Source organism: Nonomuraea basaltis (assembly GCF_005893125.1).
Classification (GTDB): domain Bacteria; phylum Actinomycetota; class Actinomycetes; order Streptosporangiales; family Streptosporangiaceae; genus Nonomuraea; species Nonomuraea basaltis.
The window spans coordinates 1-12,813 of record NZ_VCJS01000302.1 but is presented as its reverse complement, the minus strand read 5'-3'; the positions used below and the strand labels follow the sequence as shown (position 1 = coordinate 12,813).

12 protein-coding genes and 1 pseudogene are annotated in these 12,813 nt (G+C 68.2%); 7 read left to right on the top strand and 6 right to left on the bottom strand.

Annotated features, from left to right (window positions below; translation table 11 throughout):
- From EJK15_RS62035 to asnB, 3 genes are all read left to right on the top strand, one after another.
- Positions 1-792 (top strand): MFS transporter (locus tag EJK15_RS62035; protein ID WP_138719704.1); only part of this gene is annotated, 792 nt, incomplete at its 5' end.
- The gene (locus EJK15_RS62030; RefSeq protein WP_138719703.1) at positions 789-1,385 is read left to right on the top strand and encodes a cysteine hydrolase family protein; all 597 of its coding nucleotides are present in this window, start codon (positions 789-791) and stop codon (positions 1,383-1,385) included. The genes EJK15_RS62035 and EJK15_RS62030, both read left to right, overlap by 4 nt.
- A 319-nt stretch (positions 1,386-1,704) precedes the next feature.
- On the top strand, positions 1,705-3,516 hold the full coding sequence (gene asnB, locus EJK15_RS62025; RefSeq protein WP_138719702.1) for an asparagine synthase (glutamine-hydrolyzing): 1,812 nt from the start codon (positions 1,705-1,707) through the stop codon (positions 3,514-3,516).
- 28 nt (positions 3,517-3,544) lie between these two features.
- Here the strand turns inward: asnB and EJK15_RS78185 are convergent.
- Positions 3,545-3,631: pseudogene (locus tag EJK15_RS78185) on the bottom strand (IS5/IS1182 family transposase); the annotation flags it as partial.
- Positions 3,632-4,231: 600 nt separating this feature from the next.
- Here EJK15_RS78185 and EJK15_RS62020 point away from each other — a divergent pair.
- Positions 4,232-7,627: an ATP-binding protein gene (locus EJK15_RS62020; RefSeq protein WP_138719701.1), complete on the top strand. Its 3,396-nt coding sequence runs from the start codon at positions 4,232-4,234 to the stop codon at positions 7,625-7,627.
- Here EJK15_RS62020 and EJK15_RS62015 read toward each other — a convergent pair.
- On the bottom strand, positions 7,584-8,285 hold the full coding sequence (locus EJK15_RS62015) for a hemerythrin domain-containing protein (RefSeq protein ID WP_138719700.1): 702 nt from the start codon (positions 8,283-8,285) through the stop codon (positions 7,584-7,586). The genes EJK15_RS62020 and EJK15_RS62015 overlap by 44 nt on opposite strands.
- A 334-nt stretch (positions 8,286-8,619) precedes the next feature.
- Here EJK15_RS62015 and EJK15_RS62010 point away from each other — a divergent pair, with 334 nt between their 5' ends.
- Positions 8,620-8,964 (top strand): YbaB/EbfC family nucleoid-associated protein, encoded by a 345-nt coding sequence (locus tag EJK15_RS62010; protein ID WP_138719699.1) that lies wholly within the window; start codon positions 8,620-8,622, stop codon positions 8,962-8,964.
- A gap of 31 nt (positions 8,965-8,995) precedes the next feature.
- Here the strand turns inward: EJK15_RS62010 and EJK15_RS62005 are convergent, their stop codons facing one another.
- The 3 genes from EJK15_RS62005 to EJK15_RS61995 all read right to left on the bottom strand — a co-directional run bounded on the left by EJK15_RS62005 (position 8,996) and on the right by EJK15_RS61995 (position 10,799).
- A complete protein-coding gene (locus EJK15_RS62005) occupies positions 8,996-9,949 on the bottom strand; it encodes a hypothetical protein (protein ID WP_138719698.1) in 954 nt (317 codons plus the stop codon).
- 10 nt (positions 9,950-9,959) lie between these two features.
- Positions 9,960-10,340, bottom strand: a complete 381-nt coding sequence (locus EJK15_RS62000; RefSeq protein WP_138719697.1) for a hypothetical protein — start codon at positions 10,338-10,340, stop codon at positions 9,960-9,962.
- A gap of 198 nt (positions 10,341-10,538) precedes the next feature.
- Positions 10,539-10,799 carry a hypothetical protein gene (locus tag EJK15_RS61995; RefSeq protein WP_138719696.1) on the bottom strand — a complete coding sequence of 87 codons (261 nt, stop codon included), beginning with the start codon at positions 10,797-10,799 and terminating at the stop codon, positions 10,539-10,541.
- A 659-nt stretch (positions 10,800-11,458) separates the two neighbouring features.
- Here EJK15_RS61995 and EJK15_RS76905 point away from each other — a divergent pair.
- Positions 11,459-11,728, top strand: a complete 270-nt coding sequence (locus EJK15_RS76905; protein ID WP_138719695.1) for a serine hydrolase — start codon at positions 11,459-11,461, stop codon at positions 11,726-11,728.
- A complete protein-coding gene (locus tag EJK15_RS76900; protein ID WP_138719694.1) occupies positions 11,725-12,108 on the top strand; it encodes a serine hydrolase in 384 nt (127 codons plus the stop codon). Before EJK15_RS76905 ends, EJK15_RS76900 begins: the two co-directional genes overlap by 4 nt.
- Before the next feature lie 182 nt (positions 12,109-12,290).
- On the opposite strand, the gene EJK15_RS61980 is transcribed toward EJK15_RS76900, so the two are convergent.
- A partial coding sequence (locus EJK15_RS61980) for a YncE family protein (RefSeq protein ID WP_420847175.1) occupies positions 12,291-12,813 on the bottom strand: 523 nt, incomplete at its 5' end.

Genomic DNA, 12,813 nt, shown 5'->3' with positions numbered 1-12,813 from the left:
CTCGGCACCGCCGCGCTCGGGCTGCTGGGTCCGGTGACGAGCGTGGCGGCCAACGCGGTCAGCTTCCTCCTCTCGGCCGCGGGGATCCGCGCCATCGGCGGGCGGGAGCCACGTCCCGCGCGAACCGTCGCACCACCCCGGCCTGGAGCCGGCGACCTGCTGGAGGGATGGCGGTACATCCTCGCCAGCCCGGCGCTGCGCCCGTTTTTCTTCAACACTGTCCTGGTCAGCGGCCTGATCATGGCAGCCTCACCGTTGCTCGCCGTCCTCATGCTCGGCGATCTCGGCTTCGCACCCTGGCAGTACGGCCTCGCCTTCGGCGTCCCCTGCATCGGCGGCCTCATCGGCTCGCGACTGGCCCGCCCGCTCCTCGCACGGTTCGGACAGCACAAGGTCATGCTCACCGCCGGGACGCTGCGCGCGTGCTGGTTACTCGGATTGGCCTTCATCGGCCCCGGCCCCACCGGGCTCTTCCTCGTCATCGCCGTCGAACTCGGGCTGATCACCTGCATGGGCGTGTTCAACCCGGTATTCGCTACCTACCGGCTCGAACAGCTCCCGTCGGACCGGGTCGCCCGCACGCTGTCTGCCTGGTCGATCACCAGTAAAGCCACCATCGCGGCCATGACCGGCGTGTGGGGCCTGCTGGCCGGCCTCACCAGTCCCCGCACCGCGATCGCGATCGCCGGTCTCCTCCTCCTGGCGACCTCGCTCCTCCTCCCTCGACACGACCGCACGCCCCAACTCAAGAACGCCGACCAGGCGCCACCGGAAAGGCGAACACTCGCATGAGCACCGCCCCCGCGCTCGACCCCGCACACACCGCCCTGCTTGTCATGGACTATCAGCCCGCGATCCTCGCGCTGCTACCCGAAAGCGACAGTGAAGCCCTGCTGGGACGCATGGAAAAGATAATCGCCGACGTTCGCGCCAGGGGCGGCACCGTCGCCTATGTCCGGGTCGGCTTCACCGAGGCCGACTGGGCTGCGATCCCGCCCACCAACAGGTCTTTCGCACCGATCGCCCAGCACCGTCTCATGCACCACGCAGACCTTGCCACCGCTATCCACGAACGTCTCGCTCCCCAGGACGGAGACATCATCGTGCGTAAGATCCGTTACGGAGGCCTATCCACCACCGACCTCGATCAGCGGCTGCGCGAACACGGCATCACCACTTTGATCATCGCGGGCATCAGTACCAGCGGCGTCGTCCTGTCCACCGTCCTCGACGCGGCCGACCGCGACTACCAGCTCTACGTCCTGGCCGACGGCGTCGCCGACCCTGACCCCGAAGCGCACGACGTCCTGCTCCATCAGGTCTTTCCCTCACGGGCCCACATCCTCGAAACCGCCGAGTTGCGCACCCTCCTGCGGGCTGACTGACGCCAGCCGCGCCCGCTCGGCGTGGCACGGCCCGCGACTCCCGAGGATGTCTCCACCCCCAAAGACATCCCAGGTGCTTGGGTGGGGACTGTACGGTCTTGATCACTAGACAGACCCTTGAGCGGCGCCCGTGTCGTTGCTGCGGCGCGGGGCCAGGACGATTCGCCCGCTCCCTGATACGGGGGCGTGTCACCGAAAGTTCGGATTCACAAGGGAAATTCAGATCCGTGCGCTCCTTGCCCATGACAGATCGCGCCAGACGGTGAATGATCACTTGGGTACATCGCCCAGAAACGAATCGAACGTGGGGAGCTTTCGTATGTGCGGCATCGCAGGATGGGTGGACTTCGAGCGCGATCTCACCAACGACCGCACCGTCGCCGAGGCCATGGCGGAGACCATGGGCTGCCGGGGGCCCGACGACAAAGGACTGTGGCTGGACGGGCACGTGGCGCTCGGCCACCGCAGACTGGCCGTCATCGATGTCGAGGGCGGCCGCCAGCCCATGAGCGCGGAGGGCCTGGCTGTGATCACCTACAGCGGCGAGGTCTACAACTTCCAGGAGCTCCGCGCCGAGCTGGAGGCGAGGGGGCACGCGTTCCGCACCAGGAGCGACACCGAGGTGGTCCTCCGCGGTTACCTCGAATGGGGCGAGGACGTCGTCCTCCGGCTGAACGGCATGTACGCCTTCGCGCTGTGGGACGCCCGCCGCCGGCAGTTGCTCCTGGTCCGCGACCGCCTCGGCATCAAGCCGCTCTTCTACTACCGGCTGCCGAACGGCGTGCTGTTCGGCTCCGAGCCGAAGGCGATCCTCGCCAACCCGCTCGCCGACCGCGCCGTGGACGCCGACGGCCTGCGCGAGACGCTCACCATGGTGAAGACACCGGAGCAGGCCGTCTTCAAGGGCATGAACGAGTTACGCCCCGGCCACCTCCTGCGCGTGCGCCCCGAGGGCGTGAGCCTGCGCAGGTACTGGGCCCTGGAGGCCAGCGAGCACACCGACGACCTGCAGACCACCGTCCGCACCGTCCGTGAGCTGCTGGAGGACATCGTGAGCCGCCAGCTCGTCTCCGACGTGCCGCTGTGCACGCTGCTCTCCGGCGGGATCGACTCCAGCACCATCACCGCCCTGGCCAGGCAGCACGGCCAGATCCGCTCGTTCGCGGTGGACTTCACCGGGTACGCCGAGAACTTCCAGCCCGACGAGATGCGCGTAGACGCGGACGGCCCGTTCGTCCAGGACCTGGCCCGCCACGTCCGCTCCGACCACACCGACATCATGCTCGACACCGCCGAGCTGACCGACCCGCGGCTGCGCGAGAGCGTCCTGCGCGGCTGGGACCGGCCGCAGCTCTTCGGCGACATGAACTCCTCCCTGTACATGCTGTTCCGTGCCATTCGCGAACGGTCCACGGTGGCGCTGTCGGGGGAGTCGGCCGACGAGATCTTCGGCGGGTACAGCTGGTTCCACAACCCGCAGACCGTCGACTCGGGCACCTTCCCGTGGCTCGCCCTGTTTTTCCGCGACCACACCCCGTACGAGTTGCTCCACCCGGACCTGCTGGCCAAGCTCGACCTGCCGGCGTTCACGGCCGACAGCTACCGGGACGCGCTGGCCGAGGTGCCGTACCTGCCCGGGCAGGACGACCGCGAGCGGCGCATGCGGGAGATCTGCTACCTGCACCTGACGCGGTTCCTGCCGGAGCTGCTGGACCGCAAGGACCGCATGAGCATGGCCGTCGGGCTGGAGGTCCGCGTGCCGTTCTGCGACCACCGGCTGGTCGAGTACGTCTTCAACACCTCGTGGGCCATGAAGACCTTCGACGGCCGGGAGAAGAGCCTGCTCCGGGCGGCCGTCACTGACCTGCTGCCGGAGTCGGTGCTGCGGCGGGTGAAGAGCCCGTACCCGGCGACCCAGGACGTGGGCTACGAGCAGGCGCTCCGCGACGCGATCGGCCGGCTGGTCCGCGACGGCGACGCACCCGTCCTGCCGCTGCTGGACATGAAGGCCGTCGAGCGGATGGTGCGGAGCCCCGTGGAGAAGTCCACCACGATGACGCGCATGGCCCTGGAGATCGTGCTGAGCCTGAACGTCTGGCTCACGTCGTACGGGGTGCGCCTGGAGTTCTGAAAGAGCTTTACACCACTTTGCGGTCGGCGGCGGCTGCCAGATCGATGCTTCCGCGGACGTAGCGCCAGGCTGGGCTGGTGCCGATGGCGAAGCGTGCGGCCAGGCGCGCGTAGCTGCCGCTGCTGCCGCAGCAGGGCGGTCGCGGCCAGGGCCCGCAACCATCCCCTGCCGGTCCTGCTCCGGCTCACTGACCCAAGCGCGCCTCAAGCCCGGCCCAAGTCGCCGCCCACACACTTCCTGACGACATCACCTTTGGGAGAAACAGGATCCAGGATGAGATGTGTGAGCACGAGCATGCACGCGGCGCTGGCGGCTGCCTGGGTGATCGTCACCTTGCTGGCGCTCCTGCTCGGCCACTGACCCGGACCGTAGGCCGGTACGGGCCGCTGAGCAGGTGGTGCGATATGTCCTGGGCCGCGGGACGATATGTCCTGATCACGTGGTGACCGGGGCATCATGACGCCCGACCGGCGCGACCGGCAACGTTGGTAGGCGTGAAGTACACATCTCCGCGTCGCCCTGGCGTGGCGTGCGCCGGGCACCCGCACGGCAGCTTCACCGGCGGTCTCGGGGGTGGCATCATTGGGCTCCTGCTGCGGCCGCGCTGATCCGCGTCCAGCACGTAAAGGAAGGTCACCTGGCTCCCGCCGCCCGGTGAGCAGGTCAGCTATTGCCCCGTGCCAGGCCCATTGCGTGAGATCAGAAGGGTAGGGCTGTGGACGTCGGGGTGCTGGGCCCGCTGGAGATCGTCGGAGACGACGGCCGGCCGTGCCGGATCGGCTCGCTCAAATTACGGATGCTGGTGAGCGTTCTGGTGCTGGCGCAGGGCCGGCCGCTCGCTCCCGCCACCTTGATCGACCGGCTCTGGGGCGACGACGCGCCGGCGGAGGCGCTGGCGTCGCTGCACTCGTACGTGTCCAACCTGCGCCGGCTGCTGGAGCCCGGGCGGCCCGCGCGAGGCCAGAGCCGGTTGCTGACCTTCGGGCCGGTGGGGTACGCGCTGGCCGTCGATCAGCGGCGGCTGGACGCCGTCCGGTTCCTGCGGCTGGTCGCCGAGGCCGAGCGGGCCGCGGAGCCGGCCGCGGTGGAGCAGGTCGCGAGCGAGGCCATGGCGTTGTGGCGGGGGGAGCCGTACCCGGATCTGGACGGGCAGGAGTACGTCGTGGCGGCCAGAGCCCAGCTGACCGAGGCCAGGGAGCGGGCCCGAGAGCTGCGGGTCGCCGCCGTCATCCAGCAGGATCGCCACGACGAGGTGCTGGGCGAGCTGGAGGCGCTGACATACGAGCATCCGCTGCGGGAACGGCTGTGGGGTTTGCGGGCGCTCGCCCTGTACCAGAGCGGACGCCAGGGGGAGGCCCTGGAGGCGCTGCGGACGGCCCGCCGGATTCTGGCCGAGGAGCTGGGCATCGACGCGGGTGAGGAGCTGCGCGACCTGGAACGAGACATTCTCACCCAGGCCCCGCGGCTACGCCCGCGGCGGGTGCGTCCCGCTCTGATCACGGGCGCCGCCGCCTCCCATGCACCGGGAAAGGGAGAGAGCGGCGGCGGCGTGGCCAAGCGCGGGATCGTGGGCAGGCGGGAGGAGCTCGCAGCCCTGGACGGTCTGCTGGGGGCGGTGGCGGCGGGGACGCTGGGGTTCGCTTTGATCACGGGCGAGCCGGGGATCGGCAAGACCCGGCTGACCGAGGAACTGGTGAGCCGGGCCCGCGCCCAGGGGTATGAGGTGGCGGTAGGGCGGTGCGCGGCGACCGAGGGAGCGCCCGCGTTCTGGCCGTGGGTGACGGTGCTGGAGCGGCTCACCGACCTGCTGCCGCTGCAGCCGGCCGAGGTCCGCGACAACCTGCCCGGCGTCGGCTCGGCAACGGGGGCCGATCCCGAAGGGGCGAGGTTCCGCACCTACGAGGCTGCAGCACGTGTGCTGCGTGTCGCGGCGGGCGAGTGTCCCGTGCTCGTGGTCCTGGACGATCTGCACTGGGCCGACCCGTCCTCGCTGCGCTTGCTGGGCTACCTGGCCGAGACCTTCACCGACGGCCGGCTGGCCGTGGTCGGCACGGCCCGCGACTGGCCGCCACCCCAAGGTGCACTCGCTGCGGCATTCGAGGCACTCGCGCGCAGGAAGGCGATGCGACTGCCGCTGGCCGGCCTGTCCGCTGCGGAGCTGGCCGAACTCGCCCCGCAGAGCACGGGTGGCGCGGACGTCCAGTCGTTGCACGACCGGACCGACGGGAACCCGTTCTTCGTCACCGAGCTGGTCCGCTACATGGCTTCCGGCTCCGACGGCCGTCGCGCGCTCCCTCTGGGGGTGCGCGACGTCGTGCTGGGCCGGGTGAGCAGGCTGCCCGAGCCGAGCGCCGAGTTGCTGCGGGTGGCGGCGGTGGCCGGGCGGGAGTTCGACGCGGCGATCGTCGCAGAGGCCGCCGGGCTGCCCCTGGACGCGGCGCTCGACCGGCTGGAGCCCGTCATGGAGGCCACGCTGGTCACAGAGGGGCGGCCGGGCCGCTTCCGGTTCGTGCACGCGCTGGTGCAGGAGGCGCTGACGGACGTGATCCCGGCGCTGCGCCGCGCCCGCCTGCACGCCGCGGTGGCCGAAGCCCTGGAGGCCAGGACGGGTCGCCCCGCCTCGGACAGGCTCGCCGCCGCGGCTCACCACTGGCTGCTCGCCGTGCCGGCCGGGCACGCACCGCGCGCGTGGCGGGCGGCCTGGCAGGCTGCCGAGGAGGCCAAGCGGCTGCGTGCCTACGACGCGGCGGCCGAGCTGCTCGACCGCGCCGTCGACATCGCCGACGGCGACCCTGACCTGACCCCCGCCGACCGGATGGACCTGCTGTTCGCCCTGGCCGGAGCGCGGCTCGGCGCCGGGGACGCCCAAGGGCAGCTCGCCGAGCTCAGGCGGATCAGGCGGCTGGCCAAGGAGGTGGGCGACCGGCGGCGCTGGGCCGCCGCCACCACCGGGTACGGCGGCCGCATCGTCCAGCCATGGCAGGTCTACGGCCACTATGACGCCCAACTCGTCGAGGACCTGCACCGGCTGGCCGCGGACGAGGCGCTGGAGCCGGCTGCCCGGGCTCGGGTGCTGGCCGGACTGGCGGTGCAGACCTATCACCGGCCGGGAAGGGACGCGGCCGAGCGGGAACGCTGGAGCGCCGAGGCCGTGGAACTGGCCAGGAAGCAGAACGACGCGACGCTGCTGGGCTGGGTGCTGTTCGCCCGATTCACCGCGTTGCTGGATGCCGGCACGGTGCACCAGCGGCTGGAGACCGGTCAGGAGATGGCCCGCGTCGGGCGCGAGGCGGGCGACGACGAGCTGCTCACGATCGGGCTCACCTGCCAGGGCGGGACGCTGCTGGAGCTGTGCCGGGTCCGAGCGGGCCTGGCCGTGCTCGCCGAGGCCGAGGCCCTGATCGGACGGTCGCATATGCCGTATCTGCGGATCATCCTGGGTTGGCTGCGGTTGGGCGTCGTGGCCAACGGCGGCGACCTTTCGGCGGCGGAGGAGCTGCTCACCGCCACCGCGGCCGAGCACCATGCCACCTCCATGTGGGGAGCGGAGGCCCTCGTGGCGGGCGGCATGCACCAGGTCGCTCTCATGCACGCGCGGCGGGGGACATTGGATCCGGCCCTCCTCGCCGGGCCCGGGGAGCTCTCGGACGACAACCTCGGCTACATCGCCAAGGAAGCGTACGCGTGCCTGCTGGTGACCACCGGCCGCCTTGAGGAAGCGCGGCAGGTCCTCGGCCCGTGGGAGCGGCAGCCGCCGATCCCGGACACGTTCGTGCTGCTCTACTGGCTCGTCGTGCGGATCGAGATATGGTCCGATCTCGGCGACCGGCAGGCATGCGCCGAGCTGTACGCGCAGGCGTTGCCGTACGCCGATCGGATGGCGATGTCCGGGCTGAGCCTGCTCATGTGGCCGGTCAGCCGGTCGCTGGCGCTGCTCGCCCGCGCCCTGGGCCGTCCCGGCTCGGCGGCGCGGCACGCCGAGCACGCCCTGGAGGTGGCCAAGGAGATGGAGGCCGACACCCTCACCGAGCTCATCACCGCCGAGATCGCCGGGGCCGTACGCACGGTCACCCCCACAGGTAGGCCATACGCCGCCGGTACCTCCCCTTGACCAGGCTGCTGAGCAGCCGCAAGAGCTTCGGGGAGGTCCTGCGCAGGTGCGCTTCCACTTCGGGAGGGAGGTCGAAGGTGCTCCAGGCGACCAGTTTGAGCACGTCGGCCGGGCGGTAACGCTTGAGGATCTGCTGGTGCATCCGCGCATCCTCCTCCGGCGTGATGTAGGCCATCATCAGGGGGATGCCCTCGGTCTCCTCGTGCGCCAGATGCGCGCCCAGGGTGTCGGCCAGAGCCCGCAGCGCGGAGGCGAGCCGGTCCCGCCCCTGCTCCGACGGGCCGGTGTCAAAGGTCAGGAAGGCGTCCGTGCTCTCGTGAATCCACCGGTCGGCCGCCTCGTGCTCCGCCTCCAGCGCGTCGATCGTCTCGATGGCCTCAGGGGCCCGCTCCCGCAGCCGGGGCCAGATCATCTCGTCTTCGGAGGTGTGATGGTGGTGCAGCGAGGCGAGCACCCACGTGAACAACTCGCGCAGCGCCGAGATGCGTTTCCTGTCACGAATGTCCACCCGGCTGACCGCGGTGAGCAGGCGACCGAGATCTCGACGGAAGCCATAGTGGGCCAGGTACATGTTGGTCATGTTGAGCGGTCCAGGCGCCGCGGCGGCCTGGCCGGGAAGCATGATCTGCGCCACGTCAGGGTGCTGGGCAACGGTCATCGTCTTCTCCCTCGTATCCAGTGACCAAAGGTTGCCCTGAAAGTCTTGAGCGGCTCTTGGAGATCCCCGGCCAAGGCTCCTTCAAGTCGTCCCTCGCTCCACCAGCCACCAACCACCCCGACGAAGAAGGGGCAACCGCGGGCCCGAGGAACCACGCCCACTGCGGTGCCTGCCCCCGCCATAGGCCGGATCTCCACGATTCGAGACCCTAAGCGTCGAGGCGGAGGCTCTCGCTCCGCGGCTGCCGCTGCACGGCCCTAAAGTCCAATATGTTAGGTATTTTACTTTTTGTGGTCTATCACAACTTTTGTGACTATTGGGTGGATAATGCCTCATGGCGGAACGCAATCTTCACACCGGCGACCTCGAACTCGACCGGCTCATGGCAGAGTTCCGGGCGAATTCCAGGGAATTCTCCGATGTCATCGGCATGGTCGGCGAGGTGGTCGGCCAGGCGGCGAGTCCGGATGACAAGATCAAGGTGCAGGTCTCGTCCTCGGGACAGCTGACCGCTCTGCACATCGATCCCAGGGCGATGAGGCTGGGCTCGCGGGAGCTGGCCGACGCGATCATGGACCTGTCGCGCCGCGCGACCGAGGACGCGGCGCGGCGCCTCATGGAGGTGACGCGGCCCTACCTCGAGGACGACCGCCAGGCTGAGCCTCGTCGGCGCCGGTAGCCGACGCGGCCCGCGGTCCGGGCCATCCCGGTCACCGGACCCGCGGGATGAGGCTGCGCGTCCCGTGAATGACAAACTTCTGGTACATCTCCTCCTCGGTCAGCCCGTGCTCCGAGCCGGGCAGGGGATTGTCCCCGTGCTGCGCGTCCAAGGTCATCGAGTACGTGATCGAGGCGGCCATCCGGGGGACGGCGCTCCCGGTGTTCAGCGCCATCCCGTTCGGCAGGGGGATGTGGGTGGCGACAGTCCGCAGCCCGGGCACCTTCGCCATCAGCGCCGCCGTGCCGTCGGCGACTCCGTCGAAGGCCATGTTGGCCACGAAGTGCTCCCGGAACGCGGTGAGGTTGTAGTCAACCGACCTGACGTCGTTGCCGGACAGGTCTGTCTTGATCCCGCCCAGATAGTTGAGCCCCAGGGGCAGCACCACCTCGCCTGTGGCGTACGCCACGCTGTCGGCGACCCAGTAGGAGAAGCTGGGCAACAACAGGATGACGAAACGGTGCGCGGTCAACTTGAGCAGGATCGCCTGCCTCTTCATGATCGCCTGAAAGAGCTTCCAGGTGAACACCTGGTACCCGATGGTGTACATCATGTCCACCGTCATGATCCAACACAGCACGTTCAGCGCATGATTGACCTTCTCGATGACGTCGGCGTAGGCCCGGCAGGCATTGGCCGCGTTCCGGTGCTTGAGGGAGACCGCGAGGACCGCCGGGCCATATTCGTCATTCCAGAACACCTTGAAGGCGTCGACGGCTTCGTCGGAGCTTTTCTTCCAGACAACCTCGGCGGCCGCATTCGCGTCCCGGAAGTGCAGGTCGATCGCATCCGCGATGTCGTCCAGGACGTCGGCCGCCTCGCGGATCCGGTCCGGATCGCCTTCGAGATAGGAGATGCCGAACAGGAACTCGGGTGCCAGCGCCCCTGCCAGGCCGGCGCCGGCCATGCCGCCCATTGCGACCTTGGCCGCGAGCCCGACAGGCATGTCCGCCTCCTCAGCTGCGCTCTACCAGAGTGGTGGGCACGCTGATCTCGTCGTTCTTGCGCTGGGCGAACTCGACCAGGTCCTTAACGTAAGCGTCCTTATCGACCATGCTGGCCCAATCGGCCGCCTTTACGTTCTTGCTCATCGCCACGACGGCGGAGCCGATGTGCTTGTACGCCTCGCCGAGGTTGTGCAGGGCCGTGCTCAGGTCCTCGTAAGCGCTGTCGAAGCCGGGGTGACCTTCTTTGCCCCTGCGGAAAATCTGGGCTGCCTCGTCGCTCGCCGGATTGCCGAAGTAGGGGATGAGAGGTTCCAGCTGCGCGGCGAGCCGGCTGACGTTCCTGCCGAATTCACCGCCCTCGGTGTGAATCGCCTTGCCGCTGCTCTCCATGCTTGAATGGTCGATTTCCAAGGTGGTCCCCCTCCGCAGACGTCACTCAGCGGCCAGTCTCTGAACAATTTGTTACCAGGAGATGACCTTGCAGTTGCTGTTGTGTGCGGTGTGAACCAGAGGGGTGCGGGTGTCTCCGGCGCGCCGGAGCCCTCAGCCTCCGGCCGTAGATGTTGGAGACGGGACGCTGGGTAAGGGTCAGGGTTGGGACTTGCGCGGAAGGGCGAAGGGGTCCTCGGGAGGGAAACAGCCGTAGTCCTGCAACGGCTTCGGATCCTCGAGCACGATCTGCTGGAGATCGCCCGCCGGGGACAAGCCATCTGGACGATCCAGGACGCGTCGGCCCGGCTGTGACCCACAGCGGCCGTTCAGCGTCTCCGGCGCATCGGCCGTGAGCCGACCGAACCGGTCCAGCAGAACGTGTGCCGCGTCGTAGACATCGCGTATGGTTTCGGCCACGCTTTCCTCGCCGGTCTCGGGGTAGAGATCACGGTACGCCGCGCGAGCTGCCGCCAGGAAACCGCTCTGGATCCACGATCACCACGTCCTGGCGGGTGCGGATACTAATCGTCATACCCGCCGTTGGAATCGTCTGCTCATCCACCGTCCGAAGGTAATCCGGTTTGACCGATGATCGCCATGGTTCCTTCATGGACGGGCGGTCCGTGGTAGGAGCCGTCTGACGCGGAGTCGTGCGGCCGCCTCATCCAGGGTGAGGACGAGGCAAGGCCTGCGAGGCCTCCGCGCGTGTTGGGCCGGTGAGCTGGGTTTCAGCGAGCGAAGCGGCCAGACAGTCACTCAACTCTTTAATGTGGCGTAATTCCGACAGCAACCCGTGTAATTTGACATGTCTTAAATTGTGGCTCTTGTCGGGGCTCGATTACTTATGTACGATCACTTCCGTCGAGCCTTGGCGAGACCAGGATCGCCTGGGATTTCGTATTCGGAGGTATCTCGTGGGTTTAAAGATCAGGGCAAGGAAAATGCTCATCACTGCGGCGATTATTGCTGCCGGTATCGCGCTTGCCAGCCCGGCTCATGCCACGGTCGAATCGCCTGGCGGCGGCCAGGCTACCGTCAACAGTTACACTTGGTCCGATTAATACCATAGGCAGGCCGTGCGGAACCCCGTCGAGTTCACGCCGGGCACCCGACAGCACTACCTCAACATCAACACGTTCGTAGCGGGCCTGCTCATCGAGAAGATCACCGGACGGTCGTACGAGCATGAGGTCACCACCCGGATCCTCAGCCCGGTGGGCATGCGCGACAGTTACCTGCCCGGCGAATCCGTGCGTATCCGCGGCCGGCACAATCACGGCTACCAGGTCGTGTCGGCGGGGTTCCCGGACGCGTCGAGTACGGCGAGGGCCATGTCGTGGACATGACCGAGACCAGCGTCACCTCCACCTGGGCCTCCGGTGATCTCGTCACCACCACGGCCGACCTGGAGAAGTTCATCAAGGCGCTGTTCCGTGGCAAGGTGGTGCCCGACCCGCAACTCGCCGCGATGTTCACCGTTCCCCAGGTCACCACGTACGGCAAGGACGAGCCCGCCGCCTACACCTCAGGCCTGACCAAGCTGGAGCTGCCCGGCGGCATCGTTGCCTACGGCAAGACCGGGGCCAGGTACGGCAGCGCGGCCGGGGTCGGCGCGACCCGCGACCTGAGCCGGACGGTCGCCTACTCGATCAACTCCACCGATGCCAAGTCATCGGGCCAGAACGAACGCGGCCTCGCCGTCGCACTCGCGGCCTTCGCCGAGTAGGCGTACCAGTGACAGTCACACATCCCTCTGCGAACGATGAGCGGGCCGGGATGCGATTCGAGCAGGCGACGCAGCGCTGCGTGTTAGTAATCTGCCCAAGCCCTACCGGGTCTGGCTGCGCCGGCCCAGTTGCCCGCCCCAGAAGTCCTGATCGAACTTCCCCGTTACGAGGGGAGACTCACCTAGTCGCTGTACTCGATTTTGATGTCGACATGTGTACTGCTGTGCGCAGCACTGGATTGGTTGGATCTCCTGCTGTGCTCGGCACGGGAACCGCTGGATTGCGGCGCATTGGATACGTTACGTCGGTCCTGGTCGTACCTCCTCTTTCCGGGCCTGGTCTGTCCGGGAACGAGGCTTCCTTCCTGCGCGAGCTGCCCGACGGCCACACCGAGGGGGGCAGCGCCGACCGCGACGCTGTTGATGACTGCGTTGGTGGCGGTGTTGATCACTGACACGGTGTTCGATCCCCCGTTGGCCGCGTAGACGCGGGTGCCACTCCGTGAGATCGCCACCCCTACGGGACTCACGCCCACCGGGATGATGTCGTCGATGACGGGGTTGGCGGGGTTGGTGATGTCGAGCACCGTCACGTCTTCGGAGAAGGAAGCGGTCACGTAGGCGCGGGTGCCGTCGGGGCTGATCACTAGTTGCTGAGGATCAGTGCCCACCGGGATGGTGGCGAGGAGGGCGTAGGGGGGGTTG